The sequence below is a fragment of the Streptomyces sp. NPDC002779 genome (assembly GCF_042888685.1).
Classification (GTDB): domain Bacteria; phylum Actinomycetota; class Actinomycetes; order Streptomycetales; family Streptomycetaceae; genus Streptomyces.
In genome coordinates, this window is record NZ_JBIAQC010000008.1 from 19,498 (window position 1) to 40,348 (window position 20,851).

The 20,851-nt window shown below is 70.8% G+C and carries 21 protein-coding genes; 14 read left to right on the plus strand and 7 right to left on the minus strand.

From position 1 onward, the window contains the following. Positions 1 to 114 precede the first annotated feature (114 nt). The gene (locus ACFYW5_RS22740; RefSeq protein ID WP_389418881.1) at positions 115 to 900 is read right to left on the minus strand and encodes a thioesterase II family protein; all 786 of its coding nucleotides are present in this window, start codon (positions 898 to 900) and stop codon (positions 115 to 117) included. A gap of 280 nt (positions 901 to 1,180) precedes the next feature. Here ACFYW5_RS22740 and ACFYW5_RS22745 point away from each other — a divergent pair, with 280 nt between their 5' ends. The 4 genes from ACFYW5_RS22745 to ACFYW5_RS22760 all read left to right on the plus strand — a co-directional run bounded on the left by ACFYW5_RS22745 (position 1,181) and on the right by ACFYW5_RS22760 (position 4,715). Continuing rightward, positions 1,181 to 1,471, plus strand: coding sequence for an acyl carrier protein (locus ACFYW5_RS22745; RefSeq protein WP_389418882.1), 291 nt, complete (start codon positions 1,181 to 1,183; stop codon positions 1,469 to 1,471). Then, positions 1,468 to 2,691, plus strand: a complete 1,224-nt coding sequence (locus ACFYW5_RS22750) for a beta-ketoacyl-[acyl-carrier-protein] synthase family protein (protein ID WP_389418883.1) — start codon at positions 1,468 to 1,470, stop codon at positions 2,689 to 2,691. The genes ACFYW5_RS22745 and ACFYW5_RS22750 overlap by 4 nt, the downstream gene beginning before the upstream one ends. 105 nt (positions 2,692 to 2,796) lie before the next feature. Continuing rightward, entirely contained in the window at positions 2,797 to 3,771 is a 975-nt protein-coding gene (locus tag ACFYW5_RS22755; protein ID WP_389418884.1) for an acyl-ACP desaturase, read from the plus strand. Further along, positions 3,768 to 4,715 (plus strand): class I SAM-dependent methyltransferase, encoded by a 948-nt coding sequence (locus ACFYW5_RS22760; RefSeq protein WP_389418885.1) that lies wholly within the window; start codon positions 3,768 to 3,770, stop codon positions 4,713 to 4,715. Before ACFYW5_RS22755 ends, ACFYW5_RS22760 begins: the two co-directional genes overlap by 4 nt. Here ACFYW5_RS22760 and ACFYW5_RS22765 read toward each other — a convergent pair. Further along, on the minus strand, positions 4,689 to 5,456 hold the full coding sequence (locus ACFYW5_RS22765; protein WP_389418886.1) for a GNAT family N-acetyltransferase: 768 nt from the start codon (positions 5,454 to 5,456) through the stop codon (positions 4,689 to 4,691). The genes ACFYW5_RS22760 and ACFYW5_RS22765 overlap by 27 nt on opposite strands. Before the next feature lie 137 nt (positions 5,457 to 5,593). Between ACFYW5_RS22765 and ACFYW5_RS22770 the strand changes: the two genes are divergently transcribed. From ACFYW5_RS22770 to ACFYW5_RS22795, 6 genes are all read left to right on the plus strand, one after another. Then, positions 5,594 to 7,819 carry an MMPL family transporter gene (locus ACFYW5_RS22770; RefSeq protein ID WP_389418887.1) on the plus strand — a complete coding sequence of 742 codons (2,226 nt, stop codon included), beginning with the start codon at positions 5,594 to 5,596 and terminating at the stop codon, positions 7,817 to 7,819. 399 nt (positions 7,820 to 8,218) lie between these two features. Next, on the plus strand, positions 8,219 to 9,019 hold the full coding sequence (locus ACFYW5_RS22775) for an SDR family NAD(P)-dependent oxidoreductase (protein ID WP_389418888.1): 801 nt from the start codon (positions 8,219 to 8,221) through the stop codon (positions 9,017 to 9,019). 106 nt (positions 9,020 to 9,125) lie between these two features. Then, positions 9,126 to 10,064, plus strand: coding sequence for an FkbM family methyltransferase (locus ACFYW5_RS22780; RefSeq protein WP_389418889.1), 939 nt, complete (start codon positions 9,126 to 9,128; stop codon positions 10,062 to 10,064). A gap of 10 nt (positions 10,065 to 10,074) precedes the next feature. Next, positions 10,075 to 10,749, plus strand: coding sequence for an HAD family hydrolase (locus ACFYW5_RS22785; RefSeq protein ID WP_389418890.1), 675 nt, complete (start codon positions 10,075 to 10,077; stop codon positions 10,747 to 10,749). A gap of 194 nt (positions 10,750 to 10,943) precedes the next feature. Continuing rightward, on the plus strand, positions 10,944 to 11,396 hold the full coding sequence (locus ACFYW5_RS22790; protein WP_389418891.1) for a hypothetical protein: 453 nt from the start codon (positions 10,944 to 10,946) through the stop codon (positions 11,394 to 11,396). A 142-nt stretch (positions 11,397 to 11,538) separates the two neighbouring features. Further along, positions 11,539 to 11,838, plus strand: coding sequence for a cupin domain-containing protein (locus tag ACFYW5_RS22795; RefSeq protein WP_389418892.1), 300 nt, complete (start codon positions 11,539 to 11,541; stop codon positions 11,836 to 11,838). A gap of 146 nt (positions 11,839 to 11,984) precedes the next feature. Here ACFYW5_RS22795 and ACFYW5_RS22800 read toward each other — a convergent pair whose 3' ends face one another. Continuing rightward, entirely contained in the window at positions 11,985 to 12,950 is a 966-nt protein-coding gene (locus ACFYW5_RS22800; RefSeq protein WP_389418893.1) for a pirin family protein, read from the minus strand. A gap of 110 nt (positions 12,951 to 13,060) precedes the next feature. On the opposite strand from ACFYW5_RS22800, the gene ACFYW5_RS22805 reads away from it, so the two are divergent. Together ACFYW5_RS22805 and ACFYW5_RS22810 are read left to right on the plus strand one after the other, a co-directional pair. Continuing rightward, positions 13,061 to 13,573, plus strand: a complete 513-nt coding sequence (locus tag ACFYW5_RS22805) for a MarR family winged helix-turn-helix transcriptional regulator (protein ID WP_389418894.1) — start codon at positions 13,061 to 13,063, stop codon at positions 13,571 to 13,573. After that, the gene (locus tag ACFYW5_RS22810) at positions 13,570 to 14,016 is read left to right on the plus strand and encodes a MarR family winged helix-turn-helix transcriptional regulator (RefSeq protein WP_389418895.1); all 447 of its coding nucleotides are present in this window, start codon (positions 13,570 to 13,572) and stop codon (positions 14,014 to 14,016) included. The genes ACFYW5_RS22805 and ACFYW5_RS22810 overlap by 4 nt, the downstream gene beginning before the upstream one ends. On the opposite strand, the gene ACFYW5_RS22815 is transcribed toward ACFYW5_RS22810, so the two are convergent. Next, positions 14,006 to 15,418, minus strand: a complete 1,413-nt coding sequence (locus tag ACFYW5_RS22815) for a PepSY-associated TM helix domain-containing protein (protein WP_389418896.1) — start codon at positions 15,416 to 15,418, stop codon at positions 14,006 to 14,008. The genes ACFYW5_RS22810 and ACFYW5_RS22815 overlap by 11 nt on opposite strands. A gap of 135 nt (positions 15,419 to 15,553) precedes the next feature. On the opposite strand from ACFYW5_RS22815, the gene ACFYW5_RS22820 reads away from it, so the two are divergent. After that, positions 15,554 to 16,201, plus strand: a complete 648-nt coding sequence (locus tag ACFYW5_RS22820) for a peptide deformylase (protein WP_389418897.1) — start codon at positions 15,554 to 15,556, stop codon at positions 16,199 to 16,201. A gap of 2 nt (positions 16,202 to 16,203) precedes the next feature. Here the strand turns inward: ACFYW5_RS22820 and ACFYW5_RS22825 are convergent, their stop codons facing one another. Continuing rightward, on the minus strand, positions 16,204 to 17,637 hold the full coding sequence (locus ACFYW5_RS22825; RefSeq protein ID WP_389418898.1) for a dihydrolipoyl dehydrogenase family protein: 1,434 nt from the start codon (positions 17,635 to 17,637) through the stop codon (positions 16,204 to 16,206). A gap of 140 nt (positions 17,638 to 17,777) precedes the next feature. On the opposite strand from ACFYW5_RS22825, the gene trxA reads away from it, so the two are divergent. Next, a complete protein-coding gene (gene trxA / locus ACFYW5_RS22830) occupies positions 17,778 to 18,194 on the plus strand; it encodes a thioredoxin (RefSeq protein ID WP_389418899.1) in 417 nt (138 codons plus the stop codon). Positions 18,195 to 18,203: 9 nt separating this feature from the next. Here trxA and ACFYW5_RS22835 read toward each other — a convergent pair whose 3' ends face one another. After that, positions 18,204 to 19,640: an aldehyde dehydrogenase family protein gene (locus ACFYW5_RS22835; RefSeq protein ID WP_389418900.1), complete on the minus strand. Its 1,437-nt coding sequence runs from the start codon at positions 19,638 to 19,640 to the stop codon at positions 18,204 to 18,206. Between the two features lie 29 nt (positions 19,641 to 19,669). Further along, positions 19,670 to 20,848, minus strand: coding sequence for a 4-hydroxybenzoate 3-monooxygenase (locus tag ACFYW5_RS22840; RefSeq protein WP_389418901.1), 1,179 nt, complete (start codon positions 20,846 to 20,848; stop codon positions 19,670 to 19,672). Positions 20,849 to 20,851 lie beyond the last annotated feature (3 nt).

Below are 20,851 nucleotides of genomic sequence, written 5' to 3' on the forward strand. Positions count from 1 at the left end.
CAGGCACGCCCGGCATGGGCCCGGCTCAGCAGAGACCAGCACTGAAGGCATCACCCCTCCCCCAGACCCCGCCCGGACACCCCCGCCCAGCCACGCCCCGCGCATGAGCCCGGCTCAGGACGACGTCGGGGCCCCCGCGGAGCGGAATGCGGCGACGCTCTCGCGGATGGCCGCCGTCACGGCCCCCGGCTGGGCGTTGAGGTAGAAGTGACCGCCGGGGAAGGAGCGGAAGCGGAAGGTGCCGCTCGTCAGCTCCTGCCAGGCGCGGGCGTCGTCGAGGGACACCCGGGGGTCGCTCTCGCCGGTCAGCACGGTGACGGGCGCGGCCAGCGGAGGGGCACCGGCGTCGGGGCGATAGGTCTCCACGGCCCGGTAGTCGGCGCGCAGCGCGGGCAGCACCATGCGCAGCAGTTCCTCGTCGTCCAGGATGCCCGGCTCGGTGCCGCTCAGCTCACGGATCTCGGCGATCATGCCGTCGTCGTCCCGCAGATGGACCGTCTCCTCGCGGAAGCGGTGCGGGGCGCGCCGCCCGGAGGCGATGACGCCCAGCAGCTCGCCGCCGCCGGAGTCCTCCAGGCGGCGCGCGATCTCGTAGCCGAGAACGGCGCCCATGCTGTGCCCGAAGAGCACCACGGGTCCGGCCGGGGCCGAGACGAGTGCCTTGTACACCTGGTCCGCGAGGTCTCGCAGATCGGTCGCGGGGGGCTCGCGGTGCCGGTCGAGCCGCCCCGGGTACTGGACGCACAGCACGTCCAGCTCCGACCCGAGCGCCCGGGCCAGCGGCAGGAAGTAGGGGGCGGAACCACCGGCGTGCGGCAGCGCGAGGAGCTTGACCGCACCGGCCGGGCCGGGCTCGTACCGGCGGAACCAGGTGTCGAACTGACCGGAAACTGCCGGCATACGGGCCCTACCTCCTGCGATCGGCGTGCGACGGAACACGCGGACGGAACGCCAGATGATCACCACCCTACGAGCGGAACGGCCGCGGCAGAACCCCTTGCCACCCCTACTCCGGGAAACCACTCGATCCGAGCCGCTCTGCACGGGACAGCTGCTGCATACGAATGAATATGACCAGCATGTGTTTTGAGGAAGTAGCCTTTCTGCAGGTCGCGGGCATGATGGAGGGGCGTGCCCCCACCGGAAGTACCGGCGGGAATACCAGAATCGATGGGTTTTCATGGGATCTCCAGTCGCCGAGAAATTCACCGAGGATCGCCTGAAAGGTCTTCTTCAGTCCTACTTCCAGATCGATCCGGAAAAATTGGAGGGGTCGGTCAGGTTCTCGGATCTGGAGCTGGATTCGATTGCCGTGATGGAACTGGTCGTGGTGATCGAAGAGCAGACCGGAGTCGACGTCCAGGAAAGCCTCCTCGAACAGATGACCCTCGACACCACGCTCGCCCAGGCCGTCGAGGCCGTGGACCAGGCCTTGTGCACGAGCGGGGCCGCAGCGAAGAACGACGCATGAACCGGCACGCGGTGGCCGTTACCGGACTGGGTATGGTCACGCCCGCAGGAGTCGGCGTCGGTGCCACCTGGGACCGCCTGTGCAGCGGCGACCCCACGGCCACCCACGATCCGTTGCTGGACGGGCTGCCGGTGTCGATCTCCTGCCAGGTGGCTGATGCCGACCTCGAGGCTGTCCTGGCTCCTGGCCTGGCATGGCGGACCGACCGGTTCATCCGATTCGCTCACGCGGCGGCCAAGGAGGCCGTCATCGACTCCGGTCTCGACTCCGCGCTGTGGGACGGCAGTCGCGTCGCGGTGGTGATCGGTACCGGAGGCACCAGCTTCGACGGCACCCTGAAGGTCTGCCAGATCATGGAGAAGGGCCGTCTCCTGGCCCTGTCGCCCGCCGCGCTGCCCCGCAGTCTGCCGAACATGGCCGCCGGTGAGGTCGCGACCATGCTCGGGGCGCTGGGTCCCACCCTGGGCATCAGCACCGCCTGTGCGTCCGGTGCCACCGCCATCGGCATCGCGAGCATGCTGATCCGGACCGGTGCGTGCGACATCGCGGTGGCCGGCGGGACGGACTCCGGCCGCAACCGACCGGCTTCGGCACTGTTCTGGCGGATGGGAGCGCTGTCCACCCGCGTCCACGACCCGGTCGGCGCCTCCCGTCCCTTCGACACCGACCGCGATGGCTTCGTGCTCTCCGAGGGCGCCGGAATGCTCGTCCTCGAAAGGGCCGAGCACGCTCAGGCCCGGCGGGCCAAGGAATACGCGCGGCTCACCGGCTACGGCCTTTCCGGCGACGCGCACAATCCCACGGTCCCCCACCCCGAGGGCGCCGGCGCGGTCCGGGCCATCAACGCCGCTTTGTCCGGTGCCGATCTGGCGCCCGGCGACGTAGGGCACGTCAATGCCCACGCCAGCGCCACACGGCTGAACGACCGCGCAGAAGCCGCAGCGCTCAGCAGGGTCTTCGGCACTCCGCCCCCTGTTACTGCGGTCAAGAGCATCCTGGGGCATCTCCTCGGCGCTGCCGGAGCCGTGGAAGCCGTCGTTTCGGTGCTTTCGCTGCATCATCAACTCATCCCACCCACCGCCAATTTGGACAAGATGGACCCCGAGATCGACCTCGACGTCGTCACAGGCCTGCCACGGCCTTCCCGCCAGGAGGCGGTGCTGTCGACCTCGTTCGGCTTCGGCGGCCAGAACGCGGCCCTGGTGTTCCAGCGCTCGTGAACCGGTGCACGAGTCTTGCGAGACGCGGGCAGCCTGCCCCGGCAGCCCCCGTCGGACAGGGCCGCACCCGATGCCGACCGCCCGCCCGGAGGCCGAAAGTCCCTGATGACCCTTCCTCACGATCACCTGTCCGAACTGGAGCCGACCGTGGCCCGGTTGCTGGACCGCCATCTGGCCACCACACCGGACTGGTTCCCCCACGCCTACATCCCCTGGAGCCAGGCCACCGACTTCGACGGCCTCCTCGACGGCACCCCTTGGCACGCCGACCAGTCCCAGCTCCCGCAGGCCGTGGCGGATGCGCTGACGATCAATCTGCTGACCGAGGACAACCTGCCGAGCTACCACTTCGAGATCGCCACCCTGTTCGGCCGCGACGGCGCCTGGGGCGCCTGGGTGCACCGCTGGACGGCCGAGGAGGACCGCCACGCCCACGCACTGCGCGGCTACCTCCATGCCCGCCGCGCCGTGGACCCCGTCGCCCTGGAGCGCCGGCGCATGCAGCACGTGTCCGCCGGCTACACCAGCAACCATGCGTCCCTGCTGCACAGCCTGGCCTACGTCACCGTCCAGGAACTGGCCACCCGAGAGGCCCACCGCAACACCGGCCTGGCCTGTGCCGACCCGGTGGCCCGTCAGCTGACCGCGCGGATCGCAGCCGACGAGAACCTCCACATGATCTTCTATCGCGACTTGTACGCCGCCGCGGTGGAGCTGGATCCCGACGGCGCCGTGGCCGCCCTCGCCGATGTCATCTGCGCCTTCGACATGCCGGGTACCACCATCCCCGGCTTCCGGCAGGGCGCCCTGCGGATCGCCGCATCCGGCATCTACAACCTCGACGTCCACCGCCGTCACGTGCTGCAGCCCCTGCTGCGTGCCCTGGGCGTGATGACCCGCTCCGGTTTCGGCGCCGCCGGCGAGCAGGCCCTTGACCGCATCGGGCGCCACCTCGACGAGCTGCAGACGCGGGCCGAACGCGCCGGCCGGCTGTTCGACCGGATGAGAGAAGCCGCTTTCGCTGCTCCCCTTCCTCGCCCGGCCTCACCCCTTCCCCACGACGAGAGAGGCGGCCCGTGAACTCCCGGACCGACCAGCCGCATCGCGCAGGCGCCACCACCGCGGACATCGAGGCCCACTACGACATCGGCAAGGACTTCTACGCCCTGTGGCTCGACCCCGGCCTGACCTACTCCTGCGCCCTGTGGGACGGCATCGAGGGCGCGCCCGGGAACACGGACGTGCTCAGGAAGGCCCAGCAGGCCAAGCTCCGCTACCACCTCGGCCAAGCGGGCATCACAGCGAACAGCCGACTGCTGGACATCGGTTGCGGCTGGGGCAGTCTGCTGCGGATGGCCACGGAGGAGACCGGTGTACGGCACGCGGTCGGGCTCACCCTCAGCACCGACCAGCACGCACATGTGCGCTCGCTCGGGCTGCCCGGGGTGGATGCCAGAGTCGAGGACTGGCGCGACCACGAGCCGGACGACGTGTACGACGGCATCGTCTCCATCGGCGCGTTCGAGCACTTCACCCATCCGGCCATGTCCCGTGACGAACGGATCGAGGCCTACCGTGCCTTCTTCGCGCGGTGCGCGGGATGGCTGCCGCCGCTCGGCCGGCTCAGTCTCCAGACCATCGCGCTCACCGACCACGCCGACGCCGACCACGACGACTCGGTACCCGAGTTCTTCGCCCGCGAGATCTTTCCCGGATCAGCACTGCCACGGTTGTCCGAGATCGCCACCGCCTGTGAGCCGTACTTCGCGATCACCGGCCTGCGCGAGGACGGCGCGCACTACGCGCGCACCGTGCGCGCCTGGTCCACCCGCCTCTTCCAGGCCCGGGAACAGGCGCAACTGCTCGTCGGCCCCGACATCTACCGGCGGTACCGCACCTATCTCCGAGCCAGCGAGATCGTCTTCCTGCGCCAGGCTTCCACGCTGTACCGCCTCACGCTGCGCCGCTGGCCCGCCCGCCGGGGCCTCGCAGGGCCGTCAGGCAGTCAGGCTCTCCCCAAGTGACCGCAGGAGCTTGCGACGGTGCGGGTCGGTGTTCTCCATGGAGAGCAAGAGGTAGAGACTGGCCTCGTTGTGGTCCGGGTCGTACGCGAACTCGCTGCACACCCACGCGCCGGCCAGCAGGTACCCGCGCAGCTTGGGGGCGATCTGGAGACCGGGCCGGCGGTCGGCCGCGGCGGGATCCCACACGGTGTGAGGGCGAACGCGATAACGCTCAGGTGCGAAATAGCCGCCGGCCACCACGTGGTCCCAACAGGCCGCGGCCAGCGCCCCGCCGTCGAAGAGGGGGACCGTCATACGTCCGGTGAGCCAGGTGTGACCGCTGCGGGTCATGTACCGGGTGATTCCGCCCCACAGCATGGTGATCACGGCTCCGGCGCGGTGGTCGGGGTGAACGCAGCCTCGGCTGAGTTCGACGAGGTCCGGCTCCAGGGCGCGATGCGGACTGAGGTCGAACAGCGCCTCCGAGGTCAGTCCGCCGGTCCGGGCCGCACCGTCGGGCGGGAGGAGGCGGTACATGCCGACCACCTCACCGGTGTCCGTGCGCCGAACGAGGAGATGATCGCAATGCGGATCGTATCCGTCGATCTCCCGGCCCCCCTCCGCGTGGTAGGGACTTTTGAGTTCTTCATTGAAGACCAGATAACGCAGCTCCTGGGCTTCACGGATCGCATTTTCGTCGCGCGTGACAGAGACCGTGTAGCGTCTTTCCTCGTGAATACGGGGCGCGGCGGAGATACTCATATTTGTCCTCGCGGCGGGTTCGGCGATGACGCGCAGGGCGCGTCGACCATTCGATACGACCTGTTTACCATGCACCTCCGGACCCGTTTCGGAGACGGGCTGACATCCGGCGGAGGAATCCGGATACAGTCGCCCTCATGCTCTCGGTCAATTGGATTCTCAGGCATCCGTGGCGGGTTCTCTTGGTGGTCACGGTGCTGGGGTTGGCTCTGCTACCAGCGATGATCGGATGTTTTGCCCGGTTGACCCCGTCCGGATTCACCGCCACCGGGACCGAATCCGAGCGAGCTGACCGTGTGGTCAAGGAACAGTTCGACGAGCCCGCCGCCGACTTGCTTTTCCTGGTATCCGGCCCGACTTCGATGAAGCACGGAGAGGTGGCCGCGACCGGCCGCGCTCTTGCCCGTTCGGCGGCCGATCAGCCGGGAGTGGCACGAGTATGGAGCTATTGGGACACGGCTGATCCCGCATTGCTGTCCCGTGACGAGCGGAAAGCCCTGATCGGTGTCGAACTGACAACAACGGGGGCCGAGGCCGTCAAGACGGCGGAGCGAATTGTTCCGGGGCTCGCGGGAAAGCGAGGGGAAGTCGCCGTAGCCGCGGCTGGACCCGTGTGGAGCAGCGCGGAGGCGGTCCGGCTGAGCAGAGAGGACTTGCGCACCGCCGAGCTCCTCGCCGCACCGGTGGTGCTGCTCATCCTCATGGTGACCCTGCGCTCGGCGGCCTTGGCATTGCTGCCGATGGCGATCGGAGTCGTCTCGGTCTCGGCGACGCTGGGAGTGCTCGGCGCGCTGACGTCGGTCATGCCGGTCTCCGTGTTCGCCGTGAATGTCGCAGCGGCCCTCGGATTCGGCTTGTCGGTGGACTACGGCCTCCTGGTCATGATGCGGTGCCGCGAGGAGATGGCGGGCGGGACGGAGGTGGGAGAAGCCGTCGCCCGCTCGGTCCGTTCGGCCGGACGCGCTGTGCTGTTCTCCGCCGCCACGGTGGTGGCCTGCATGGCAGCGCTACTGATCTTTCCCGTGCCGTTCTTGCGTTCACTGGCGACCGGTGGCATCGCGGTTGTGGTGTTTTCCGCATTGACCACGGTCCTGATCTATCCAGTGCTGCTGCGATTCAGTTTGCTTCCCGCTTCTCGGCTCGACCGGTGGTTGTTCGATCGGGTACGCCGATTGCGCCCGGGGCGAGAATTCTCCGTCAGGCCGACAAAGGGCCCGGCCGTTCCCGGTTACAGCAGAGCGTGGGCATGGCTGGGAAACAAGGCGACGAAGCGCCCAGTGCTGGTCGGCGCTTGCGCGACAATGCTCCTGCTGATGTGCGCTATGCCTTTGGACAGGGCCCAGTTCGGCATTGCCGACGAACGCGTCCTGCCCGCGTCCACGCTGGTGCGCCAGACCGCTGAGCGAGTGCGCGGGGAGTTCCCGGAGGCTGTCGGGACCAAGATCCCCGTCGTGCTCAGCGTGGCTGATCCGCAGTCTGCTCAGGTGACGGCGGGGGTGGACCGTTACGCTCGTCAGCTGTCAGAAGTCAACGGTGTCGCCCGGGTGGACTCAAGTACCGGTTCCTACCGTGACGGCAACCTAGTCGCCCCTGCGACTCGGGCCCATCAGGCGTTCGCCGGTGACGGTGTGACGCTGCTGAATGTCCGCGTTCCCACGGATGCGCAAGCGTCGAGTTCCGAGCGGGTGTTGGAACGAATTCGCGCGCTGCCCGCCTTTGCGCCGCGGGTGGTCGGAGGAGCTACCGCGCGCACCGTGGACACCAAGATGGAGCTGTCCCGACGTCTTCCTCTCGCCGCACTCCTGGCCGGGGTCAGTGCACTCCTGGTGGTCATGTCGTTCACCGGAGGCCTGCTCGTGTCCGTCAAGGCGGTTGCCCTGGCCGTTCTCAGCCTCAGCGCCGGCGTGGGATGCCTGGTCCCCCTCACCGGGCAGCTGGAGATCAGCATGCTCCTGCTGATGATCTGCCTCGCCCTCGGCCTCTCCGTCGACTACGAGATCTTTCTGCTGGCGCGGATCGAGGAACAGTACCGATCGACGGGAAACGTCCGCTCCTCGATCGTGCATGGAATGGCCAGTACGGGGCGTCTCATCAGTGCCTCCTCCTTGGTGGTGGTGACGACGATGAGTGCCTTGGCGATGTCCCGCATCACCTCGCTGCAGATGCTGGGTGCCGGTTTGGCGTTGACGGTCCTGCTGGATGCGACGCTGGTCCGCGCACTCCTGGTGCCGGCGGCCATGCAGCTGGCGGGGCGGGCGAATTGGTGGCGACCGGCGTGGCTCCTCAGCGCACCCGCCCGCGCGGCGTCAGCGGTGGCACCGGCAACTCAGGGACAGGCAGCGGAACACCGCCGTACCCCTTGACCTCCCCGAACCGTCGCAGTCGCACGTAGAACAGCTCTCCTGCCGGATCTCAATTGACCGCCTGAGCCGCGGACGTTGGGGGCAAGTGCGGTGTGCCTGCCCCCGAACAGAGCCGCTCCGCACTACAGCGGTTCCGGAGGCCGGAGGCCGGCGGCGGGCGTCTGCGGGACGGCTGTCAGCACCAGACGCGCGTCCGTCGGCGCGCTGGGCTCCCCGTCAGCCTGGGCCGGGGGCAGTCGCACCCATACCTCTGCACCGACCCCTGGAGCAGCCCGTCACTGTCGCCGTGATCATGATTGCGTTCATCGGCGTCGTGTCGAACCGGTCGTACGGCCATCACTCTCTAGTCTTGGCCCGGTTTGTCCATGTATGACACGACAGCGGCCCTTGAGAGGTGCGGTGGACCAGGCAGCAGGAGACCGACCAGCCGTCACCCCGGTGATGGAGCGGTTCCGACTGACGGGCAAGGCGGCGGTGGTGACCGGCGGCAACCGCGGGCTGGGGCGGGCCTTCGCGCTCGCCCTGGCCGATGCCGGGGCGGACGTCGCCGTGCTGGCCCGCGACGGCCACCGCAATGCCGACGTGGTCCGGGAGGTACAGGAACGAGGCGTCCGCGGGACGCACCGGGAAGTCGACCTGACCAAGAAGGAAGACCTGCGGCAGGTCCTGGACGAAGTGGCCGAGGAGTTCGGGGCGATCGATGTCCTGGTGAACAACGCCGGCGTCTGCGTGCACACCCCGTCGCTGGACGCCGACGACGCCGCGTGGCGGGCGGTGTTCGCCCTCAACGTCGATGCCGTGTGGTGGTGTGCCACCACCGCCGCCCGGCACATGGCGGCCCGCTCCGGGGGCTGCATCGTCAACATCGGCTCGATCGCGGGGCAGGTGGCCCTGCGCCCCCAGGCCCAGGCCGCCTACGACGCCTCGAAGGCGGCGGTGCACCAGCTCACCCGCTCCCTCGCCGTGGAGTGGGCCCCCGTCGGCATCCGGGTCAACGCACTCGCCCCGGGCTATGTGCGCACCCAGATGGCCGCCGTCGACGACCCGCGGTTTCGCCGCCGGTGGATCGACGACGTCCCGCAGCAACGCTGCGCGCTCCCCGAGGAGATCGCCCCGGCGCTGGTCTTCCTCGCCAGCGAGGCATCCGCCTTCATGACCGGCCAAGTGGTCTTCGTCGACGGCGGCTACACCGCCGTGTGACCGGCTCGTCGACCCGCGGGGTCTCATGCCCCACGCTCCGGTCGCTGTGTCCCCCGCACGTCCGCGTACCGGCCGAGCCGCGTACCGATCAACAAGAAGGCACCCCATGGGACTTGCATACCTGCGCACGGACGCCGACCGCGCGCTGAGCATCGGCCTCGCACGCGTACTGCTGCGTGAGACGGTCGGCTGCGGCAGGGACATGGCCCTCGCCCTGCGCCGCGGCCAGGGGACGAGCAAGGCGACCGCACCGTACTGGATGGCCCGCCGGTTCCTGGGCGCGGCGGGACGTCCGCTGGACGCCGACGAACCGGTGTGCCTGCAACTGGCCACCCCACGGCGGCCGGCCCGGGTGCGGATCCGCAAGAACCAGAGCGACCTGCTCATCCTGTGGCAGGTCTTCCTGAAGAGGTTCTACGAACTGGGCGCCCACTACCGGCTGGCCGAGGACATCGACACCCTGGACACCATCGTCGACCTCGGCGGCAACACCGGCCTGGCCGCCTCCTACTTCACCGCCCGCTACAGCCCCCGCACCCTGCTCACCGTAGAACCGATTCCCGAGAACCTCCGCGTCCTGCGTGGCAACGCGGCCCTGTCCGGCCTCGACTGGAGGATCGAGCCCGCCGCGGTGGCCGCCACCGCCGAACCCTTGGAGTTCACGGTCAGTGGCTTCTGGGACACCTGTACGGCCGTGCCCGCCGTGGCCGACCTGCGGCGCACCCGCCCCTACCGGCTGGAGAACGTACTGGCCCGCCCGAGCGTGCGGGTACCCGCCATCACCGTGGGCGAGCTCCTCGCCAAGCACGGCATCGACCATGTCGACCTGCTCAAGGTCGACATCGAGGGCAGTGAGGCCGACGTGTTCGCGACGGTCCAGCCGTGGATGGAGCAGGTCGACCGGATCGTCCTGGAAGTCCACGACAAGTACATCGACGGCGCCGCCGTGCGCGCCACTCTGGGCGCGGCGGGATTCCGGCACGTTCCGCCACGCCTCCCCGAGCCGGCCGGGTTCAACCCCGTCGAGCTGTACGTGAAGCACTGAAGGACCGCACATGACGACACAGGCAGCCGATCTTTCGGCACTGCACCGGCTCGCCCCGCCCGCCGCCGTGGTCTTCGACTGCGACGGCACCCTCATGGACACCGAGCCCTGCGCCGACGCGGCGCGCAGTGCCGTCCTCACCCGCCGCGGGCGCGTCTACGACGTCGCCGCGCGCGACGCCCTGATCGGTCTGGCCGTCGGCCCCGGCGGTGAGGTGCTGTCCCGTCTCGTCGGCGGCTGCGCCGTACAGCTGGCCCACGAGCTGACCGAGGAACTCCTGTCCGCGGTCACGGCGGGGGCCCGGCCGATGCCCGGTGCCGTCGAGCTGGTACGTCAGGTCGCCGCCGCGGTGCCGGTCGCGGTGGCCAGCAACGGCCCCCGCCCCCTGCTGGACAGCTCCCTCAGACAGGGCGGCTTGTCCGACCTGCTGCACATCACCGTCTCGGGAGACGACGTCCCCGCCCCCAAGCCCCACCCCGACTGCTACCTCGCGGCCTGCGCCGCCCTCGGCGTACGGCCCGACAGGTCCGTGGCGGTCGAGGACTCCCCCGTCGGCGCCCAGGCGGCCGTGGCAGCCGGGATGACCGTGCTCGGCGTGGGCGCCCTGGCCGAAAGCCCACACGTACACGCCTACGTCCCGACCCTCGACGACCCTGCGCTCCAGCACTGGCTCACCAGCTGGTGACCCGTCGCCAGGGGGCCTGCGTCGGGCACGGCACGCAGCGCTGGGGAACCGGTCCCGGCGCGCACGGAGCGCGAGTTGAGCCTCCGCGTCAGTCTGCTGTGTGGTTTAGCCAACGCTCCCGACGGGAGGCAGCCACCCTCCCTCTATCTTCCTTTGTGTAGTCGGACGACTACAGCAAGTGAAAGGAGAGAGGGATGCGTTTCAACACCTTGGGCCGACTGGCGGCCGTCGCCTCGACAGTCCTGCTGCTGCTCGGCGGCGCGGCCACCTCCGCGCAGGCGGAGCCCGGGCCCGTCGTGTACTCGATCGACTTCTCCAACCCCCAGGAACGCGACGACAACAACCTGCCCGAGCCCTACGGCAGGGTCTACCTCCAGGCACCCTGGCCCCAGCAGACCACTCTGTGGGAGCACCCGGACGTCGGCATCAACACCCCGACCCTGCCTCGCTATCCGGACTCCGCTCCCTACGAGATGAGGTTCGTCGACCACCTCGTCCTGGAGGTGTGCGCCTTCGTGGACGAGGACGACACCGGCATCAACATCGACGACCAACTCGCCGCCGGTTGCGTGCCGTTCGAGGGCCCTGGTGAATACACCATCTCGGGCGACGACGGGTCGGTCACCCTCCACCTGTACCGCATCTGACCGACCGCACCGGACTCATCGACCGTCGGCCTCGCTCCAGCCCGTGAATGGCTGCGGCGAGACCGACGCTTGCCACAGGACCAACCGGCAGAGATGCCCGAAACCGCTCGAACGCCGCAAATGGGCTGTTGTACTGCCGCCCATGACAGATCAGAAGCGGTGCACGGTGGTCCGCGCGGGCCGGTACGAGGGACTGCAGGGCGGCACGTTCGGGGTGGGCATCAGCGCGCAGTCCGCCGGATCCGAGCGGCTTTGTCTCCACCGGCTCGTGATGCCCGCCGGGACACGGGGCCGCCCTCACCTGCACGAGGGTCACGAGTCGGCCATCTTCATCCAGTCCGGCCAGGTCGAGGTGTGGCACGGGGAGGACCTGACCGAGCATGTGGTGCTGCGCGCGGGCGACTACATCCACATTCCCGCCGACACCCCCACCTGCCGGTGAACAGCGGCGCCGAGGACATGGTGTGCCTAGTGGCGCGGACGGACCCCGACGAGCAGGAGGGCGTCCGGCTGCTGGATCTGCCGGTCTGGCTCGAGTCCCGGGTCGACGGGCTGAGCGTCGGAGCCGGCTGATCTCCGTACCGCAGGTCAGCGCACCCGTCCGCGCGGCTTCAGCGGTGTCACCGGCAGCTCAGGGGCGGGCAGCGGAGCACCGTCGTACCCCTTGACCTCTCCGAACCGGTTCCCTTCCATCCAGTCCTGCCGCGCCTGCTCGATCTCCTCCTGGGACCGTCCGATCCAGTTCCAGAACATGATCAGTTCCTCCTCGAACGGCTCGCCGCCCAGGAGCATCAGGCCCGCCTCCGACTCGGCGCGCAGCGGGAGTTCGGTGCGGCCGCAGCCGAGGTAGAGCATCGAGCCCGGCAGCACCGGCACCCCGTCGACCTGGGCCTCCCCGGACATGGACAGCACGGCGTACTCGAAGTCCGGCTCCAGCGGCAGGCGTACGTCCGCGCCGCGGGCGAGTGCCAGGTCGGCGCCGACGAGGGGCGTGTACGTCGTTCCGGGTGAGCGCGCGCCGTCCAGGTCGCCGAGGATCAGGGTGGCGGTGATCCCGGGCGCCGTGACGACGGGCAGCTCGGAGTGGTGCTCGAAGCGCGGCTGGGTGTACCGGTCACTGTCGGGCAGGGCGACCCACAGCTGCGCGCCGTGCAGAAAGCGGGCGTGCGACCTCGGGCTCTCCTCGGAGTGGCTGATGGCCCGGCCCGAGGTCATCAGGCCCAGCTCGCGGGGGCGGATCGTCTGGAGGCTGCCGGTGGAGTCGCGGTGCAGCACCTCGCCCTCGTGCAGCCAGCTCACCGTCTGCAGGCCCATGTGCGGGTGCGGAGGGACCTGCATACCGGGCTCGTCGGCGATGTCGTCAGGGCCGTAGTGATCGACGAAGCACCACGCGCCCACCATGCGGCGGCCCAGGTTGGGCAGCAGTCGGCGCACCTCGGAGGACTCGCCGAGCCGGACCCGGCGCGGGCTGAGGAGTTCCCGCACGGGCTCCGCCACGACGAAGCCGCGGCCGCCGCACACCGAGGGCACTGCCTCGCGATCAAGATTGCTCATGTCGCCCAAACTAGCCGCGCCGGGGCCACCGCGTCAGGCCGACTCCGGCGGTTCACGCCCCGCGCTCAAATTAGTAGCCATGGATATAGTAGCCATGTACTGTATCGGTCATGAGTACGGCATCCGCGGGCGCTACGCCCGGCTTCCTGGTCTGGCGTCTGTCGATGAAGTGGCGGGTCGCGGTCGACCGCGGGGTGGCCCCCCTGGGGCTGACCCACGCCCAGTACGCCCTGGTGGCCTCGCTGTACGGCATGCACCGCACCGGACTGCGTCCCAGCCAGCGGCGCCTGGCCGACCACACCGGACTCGAACCGCTCTATGTCTCCAAGCTCGCCCGCGCCCTGGAGTCCGCGGGCCTGCTGGAGCGCACCCGCGACCCGCAGGACCCACGCGCCGTGCAGCTCGCCCTCACCGAAGAGGGCAGGGAGGTCACCCGGAAGGCGATCCAGGTCGTCCACCGTCTCCTCCAGCAGCTGCTGGAACCGCTCGGCGGCCTCGCCAGCCCCCGGGCCCGGGAGTTCACCGCCGACCTGGCCACCCTGCTCGACACACCACTCGATCCGTTCAGCGAGAACCCAGCCGATCCCAGGAACAGCACCGCAATCACCGAGGAGCAGTCATGACCACCACCACTCCCCTCGTCGACCCCCGCGTCATCGCGCTCGCCCACTACGCCGCCCGCGCGGTTCTCGAACGCGTCCTGGCCCGCCACGGCATGACCTTCCAGCAGTCCGTCACCCTCCGGCTCGCCGCCGTCGCCGACGGGCCGACCGAGCGCGAGCACCTCGTCGACGGCCTCGTCGGCTCGCTGAAGATCGACGCGGCGGACGCGCACGGCGTGCTCGACGAGCTGCTCGCCGCCGGACTGCTCGCTCCCGACGGGGCGTCCCGCGTGCGGCTCACGGACGCCGGGCGGGAGCGGTTCGACACCACCTCCGCCGAGACCGCCCCCATCACCGCCCGCGTCTACGCCGACATACCGAAGGAAGACCTGGCCGTCGCGGGCCGGGTGCTCACCCTCATCACCGAGCGGGCCGATGCCGAGCTGGCGGCGCTCAGCGAGTAGCCGCCCGCCCGCGCCGGTGGGCGATCTCGCCGAGCACGATGTCGACGGCGAGGAAGGCCAGCAGCGAGATCCCCAGCAGCGGGACGAAATATCCGATCACCGCGACCACGACCGCCAGCGGCACCAGGATCTGCGGCGGCACCTGCTGCCAGGCACCGCGCGGGACCGGCCGGCCGAAGGCGGAGCCCCGGCCGCGCTGCCACCACATCCGGTAGCCCCAGAGAATCAGCACGATGAGCGAGAGCGCGAGCAGCATCAGGGCGATCTGGCTGACCAGTCCGAACAGCACGCCGGTGTGCAGGTCGATGCCCCAGCGGGTCAGCTTGGCGAGCACCGGGTAGTCGGCGAACCGCAGTTCGTCGGTGACCTGGCCGCTGGCGGGGTCGACGGCGACGGAGTCCTGCTTGGTGGGCCAGCTGCGCTGGATCTGCTTGACCACGTACGCCGATTCCGCGTCCGCGGGCGGCACGATCTCGACCGGGTCGCCGAGTCCCTTGGCGCGGGCCGCCGCGAGCACCTTGTCGAGGCCGACGCCGTGCGCGGCGTCCCCGGCGGCGGCCGAGGCTCCGTGGCCGGAGTGCTCACCCCCCGCACCCGCAGAGATCGACGGGGTGGCCCCGCCGAGGGAGGTGCGCAGTTCGTCGATGTTGGCGCCGGTGTACTGCGACCAGGTCAGACCGGTCGCCGACAGGAACAGGAAGCCGGCGGCGGCCCAGGCGCCGACCGTGCCGTGCAGGCCCAGGGTGCGGCGGCGGCCGGTGGTGCCGCGCAGCTTGCGGCGGGCCCGGCGCCGGGAGAACCACAGCACCAGACCGCCGAGGGCGACCACCCACAGCCAGCTCGCGGCGAGTTCGCTGTACAGCCTGCCGGTCTCCCCCAGCCGCAGATCGCGGTGGAACTCGTCGATCCAGGTCCGCAGCGGCAGGGCGCCCGTCGAGCCGTACTGTTCGAGCGAACCGCGGACCTCGGCGGTGTAGGGGTCGACGAAGACGGCGAGGGTGTAGTCCGCGTCGACGCCCTCGACGCCGGACAGCATCACCCTGGTGGTCGCGTCGTCCTCCGGCGAGGGGCGTACGGCCGCGACCGCGCCCTCGGGGTGGGCCTTGCGGGCGGCGGCGACCTGCTCGGAGACCGGCAGCTTCTCGTCGCCGACGGGGACGGTCAGCTCATGCGCGTACACGATCTTCTCGGCCGGGAAGGAGGCGGCGTAGAGAAAGCCGGTCGCGGCGGCGAGGAGCAGGAACGGGGCGATGAGCACTCCGGCGTAGAAGTGCAGCCGCAGGATCAGCGGGCGCAGGGGCGCCCAGGTGCGGCGGGCCGGCGCCGGGTCGCCGTCGGTTGGTCGGGGTCCCCCCGCTGGAGCGGAGCCGGACGTGGGGGAGGTCGGGGGAGCGGTGGACATCGGCGGGTGCCTCTCCGGGGACTGGGGACGCTTGATGTGCGGTAGCGGTCCAGTAGTCGGGGCGCACGACCCCGGAGTTCCCGGCGAGGAAAGTGACTTGGGTCACACAGGTCGGGCTCATGGCATCCTGGCCCGATGGCATCACCCCACGCCCACGCGTCCTTGGCCGAGCAGGTCGAACAACTCCTGTCCACAGGGGGCCCGTTGCCGATCGTCGCCGCGGGTGATCCGGTGCTGCGGCGGGAAACCGAGCGCTACGACGGCCAGTTGGGCCCCGCGCTGCTGGCCCGGTTCATCGAGGCCCTGCGTCTGACCATGCACGCGGCACCGGGCGTGGGCCTGGCGGCACCGCAGGTCGGCGTCCCCTTGCGGATCGCCGTGCTGGAGGACCCGGCGCCGGTGCCGGAGGAGGTACGCCTGGCCCGGGGCCGGGTGCCCCAGCCGTTCCGCGTGCTGGTGAACCCGTCGTACGAACCCGTGGGCCCGGCCCGGGCCGCCTTCTTCGAGGGCTGTCTGAGCGTGCCGGGCTGGCAGGCGGTGGTGGCGAGGGCCGCCGAGGTACGCCTGACCGGTGCGGACGAGCACGGCCGCGCGCTGGACGAGGTGTTCACCGGGTGGCCCGCCCGGATCGTGCAGCACGAGACGGACCACCTCGACGGAACCCTCTACCTCGACCGGGCCGAACCGCGCTCGCTGTCGTCGAACCAGGCGATGGCCGACCGCTGGGCCCAGCCGACCCCGGCCAGGGCCGCCGCGGCGCTCGGGTTCGACCTGCCTGCCTGAGCTCAGCTGTCCCGGTACGTCTCCAGCAGCCTGAGCCACACCTCGCTGATCGTCGGGTACGACGGGACCGCGTGCCACAGCCTGCTGATCGGCACCTCGCCCGCGACCGCGACGGTCGCCGAGTGGATGAGTTCGCCGACGCCGGGGCCGACGAAGGTGACGCCGAGGACGATCTCGCGTTCCAGGTCGACGATCATGCGGGCGCGGCCCCGGTAGCCGTCGCCGTAGAGCGAGGCGCCGGAAACGTTGGCGAGGTCGTAGTCGACCGCGCGGACCCGGTGGCCCGCCTGCTCGGCCTCCGCCAGGGACAGGCCCACGGCGGCTGCCTCGGGGTCGGTGAAGACGACCTGGGGGACGGCCGCGTGGTCGGCGGTGGCCGCGTGGGCTCCCCACGGGTCCGTCTCCAGCAGCGGCACCCCCGAGGCGCGGGCGGCGATCGCGGCGCCCGCGATCCGGGCCTGGTACTTGCCCTGGTGGGTCAGCAGCGCGCGCTGGTTGACGTCGCCGACGGCGTAGAGCCAGTCGCTGCCGGTGACGCGCAGGCTGTCGTCGACGGGCAGCCAGGAGCCGGGGTCGATGCCGATGGAGTCCAGGCCGATGTCGTCGGTGTGCGGGGCGCGGCCGGTGGCGAAGAGGATCTCGTCGGCCTCGATCCGGTCGCCGCCGTCGGTGACGACCACGACGGTGCCGTTCTCGCGGGTCACGGACCGCACCGAGGTGCCGGTGCGGACGTCGGCGCCCGCCTCGGTGAGCGCCTCGGCGATCAGTTCACCGGCGAACGGCTCCATCCGGGGCAGCAGGCCCTTGCCCCGGACCAGCAGGGTGACCCGCGAGCCGAGGCCCTGCCAGGCGCAGGCCATTTCGGTGGCGACCACTCCCCCGCCCACCACGACCAGGCGTGCGGGGGCCAGCTTGGCGCTGGTGGCCTCCCGGCTGGTCCAGGGCTTCACGTCGGCGAGTCCGGGCAGGTCGGGCAGGACGGCGCGGGTGCCGGTGCAGACGGCGACCGCGTGCCGGGCGGTCAGGACGCGTTCGGTGCCGTCGGATCCGGTCACGGTGACCGTGCGGGTCCCGGTGATACGGCCGTGGCCGCGGTGGAGGTCGGCGCCGATGGACTCCAGCCAGCCGACCTGGCCGTCGTCCGTCCAGTGGGAGGTGAAGCCGTCCCGCCGGTCCGTCACCTCCGAGGTGTCGAGGGGGCCCTGCACGGCGGCGCTCAGGCCGGGCAGGCGGCGGGCGTCGGCCTGGGCGATGACCGGGCGCAGCAGGGCCTTGCTGGGCATGCAGGCCCAGTACGAGCACTCGCCGCCGACCAGCTCGCTCTCCACGACCGCGGTGGACAGACCGGCCGCGCGGGTGCGGTCGGCCACGTTCTCCCCCACGGGCCCGGCCCCGAGCACCACGACGTCGTACGCGATGGATTCCGTTTCCGTCATGGGGTCAGTCTGGTGGGTGGTGTGCGCCATGGCCACATGGGTACGTGCGCCGATGCGTGCCTGTCCGCGCACGGAATACCCGCCGGTCCGGCCGTGTTGTGCCGACGGCTTCGCCCGACACCAGGAAGAGGGAGCACGCCATGAGCAGCACCGTGGAACTCACCAAGGAGAACTTCGACCAGACGGTCACGGACAACGAGTTCGTCCTGATCGACTTCTGGGCGGCCTGGTGCGGCCCGTGCCGGCAGTTCGCCCCGGTCTATGAGAAGGCCGCGGAGGAGAACCCCGATCTGGTGTTCGGCAAGGTGGACACCGAGGCGCAGCCGGAGCTGGCCGCGGCCTTCGGTATCCAGTCCATCCCGACGCTGATGATCGTCCGGGACCAGGTCGCCGTGTTCGCGCAGCCGGGCGCGCTGCCCGAGGCCGCCCTGACGGACGTCATCGGGCAGGCCCGCGCGCTCGACATGGACGAGGTCCGCAAGTCCGTGGCCGCCCAGCAGGCGAAGGCCGAGCAGGCGCAGTCAGGGCAGGCGCAGCCCCAGCAGGACGGCCAGTAGCTTCCGGTCCTAGAAGGGGTACGGCGCCACGTCGCCGCGTACCGTCGTCCAGCGCACGTCGGTGAAGGCGTCCAGATTGGCCTCGCCGCCGAACCGCGCGCCGGTGCCGGAGGCCGCCGTACCGCCGAAGGGCGCGACCGCCTCGTCGTTGACGGTCTGGTCGTTGATGTGCACGATGCCGGTCGGGATGCGCTCGGCGAGGTCCAGGCCGCGGGCCGCGTCCCTGGTGACGATGCCCAGGGAGAGGCCGTAGGGTCCGTCCGCCGCGAGGGCGGCGGCCTCGTCGGCGGTGCTGAAGGACCGTACGGGCGCGACGGGTCCGAAGACCTCCTCCGCGTAGGCGGGGGTGTCGTCGGCCGCGTCGGCGAGAACCGTCGGCCGGTAGAACAGCGACTCGTGCGTGCCGCCCGCGGCGAGCCTGGCGCCGCGCGCGGCGCTGGCCTCGACCAGACCGTGCACCTTGGCGAGCTGGTGGCGGTCGATCAGCGGGCCGAGATGGACCTGGTCGCGGTATGGGTCGCCGACGGCGAGCGAGTCGGCCTTGGCGGCCAGCCGCTCGACGTACTCCTGGTACAGCGACCGGTGGACCAGGTGGCGCCCGGTCGTCATGCAGATCTGACCCTGGTGGAAGAAGGAACCCCAGGCGGCGGTGGAGATCACCGCGTCCAGGTCGGCGTCCTCCAGCACGATCAGGGCGGAGTTGCCGCCCAGCTCCAGATGCGCGCGCTTGAGATGGCGCCCGGCGGCCTCGCCGACGGCCCGGCCCGCCGCGGTGGAGCCGGTGAAGGAGATCACCGGCACCCGCGGGTCGGCGACCAGGGCCGCTCCGGTCTCCGCGCCGCCGGGCAGCACGTGCAGCAGGTTCTCGGGCAGGCCCGCCTCGGCGAAGAGCGCGGCGAGGGCCAGGCCGCCGCAGACGGCGGTGCGCGGGTCCGGCTTGAGGACGACCGCGTTGCCGAGGGCGAGAGCGGGGGCCACGGAGCGGATGGAGAGGATCAGCGGAGCGTTGAACGGGGCGATCACGCCCACCACGCCGACCGGGACCCGGCGGGTGTAGGACAGCCGGGGCACCTCGCTGGGCAGGACGTGCCCGGCCGGGCGGGAGGCCAGGGCGGCGGCCTCGTAGCACTCCTGGGCGGCGACGTGCAGCTCGAAGTCGGCCTTGCCGGGGATGGAGCCGGACTCGCGCACCAGCCATTCGCGCAGCTCGTCGGCGTGCGCGGCGAACAGGTCCCCCGCCTTGCGCAGGACCCCGGCGCGCACGAAGTGCGGCAGCCGCGCCCACTCGGCCTGTGCCGCGCGGGCGGCCTCGGCGGCCGGTGCGACGTCCTCGGCGGCGGCGAGCGTGACCGTGCCGAGCGCGTCGCCGGTGGCGGGCTCGGTGACGGTGTGCTCGGGGCCCGCGAGGGGGCGGGGCTGCCAGGACTTGGGGTCGAGCAACGACATGACGGCTCTCCGTTCGGTCACCGCGGGACTCACTCGGGGAGCGGGAGTCCCGTGTAGTTCGCCGCCAGCTCGGCGGCCGCGTGGCGGGATGCGGTGATCCGGCGCAGACGTGCGAGCTGCATCCGCTGATCGAACGCATCCCCGTCTGGTTGAGCGTGCAACATCTTAGTCATGTCGTACGAGAAACGCGTCGCCTGCCACACGCGTGCGAGACACACTTCCGAGTATCTGTCGAGCAGTTGTGTCTCGCCTGTGGAACGCCAGGCGGCGAGCGCGCGGCTCAGCACGCGGACGTCGGAGACGGCGAGGTTGAGGCCCTTGGCGCCGGTCGGCGGGACGATGTGGGCGGCGTCCCCGGCCAGCAGCAGCCGCCCGTGCCGCATCGGCTCGTGGACGTAACTGCGCATCGGTGTCACGGACTTCGCGGTGATGGGCCCACGCTCCAGGGTCCAGTCGCCGTCGATGGCGAAGCGCGCGGAGAGTTCGTCCCAGATCCGGCCGTCGGGCCAGTCCCGCGGGTCGGTGCCGACCGGCACCTGGAGGTACAGCCGGGAGACGGACGGCGAGCGCATGCTGTGCAGGGCGAAGCCGCGCTCGCCCCGGGCGTAGATCAACTCCTCGCAGGAGGGCGGCACTTCGGCGAGGATCCCGAGCCAGGCATACGGGTGGTCGTGGGCGTACGCCCGGCTCACGGCGGCGGGTACGGCCTCCCGCGACACCCCGTGGAAGCCGTCGCAGCCGACGACCCAGTCGCAGGTCAGCGTCTGTTGTCGGCCCGCGCGCAGGTACCGCACGACGGGCCGCTCGCTCTGTGCGCCCTCGACGGCCGTGGCGCGGGCCTCGAACAACAGCGGGGGCCCGTCGGCCAGGTGGAGGGCGATGAGATCCCGCACGATCTCGGTCTGGGCGTAGATGGTGACGGTACGGCCGCCGGTGAGGGACGGGAAGTCGATGTGGTGCCGTTCCCGCTCGAAGCGCAGCTCGATGCCCCGGTGGACCATGCCCTCGGCCCGCAGGCGGTCGGCGGCGCCCGCCTCCCCCAGGGTGTCGACGGTGCCCTGCTCCAGCATGCCCGCGCGCTGGCGCTGCTCGACGTACTGACGGGTTCTGCTCTCCAGGACGACGCAGTCGACGCCGGCGCGGTGCAGCAGACGGGCGAGGAGCAGCCCGGCGGGGCCACCGCCGATGATGCCGACGGTCGTGCGCATGGA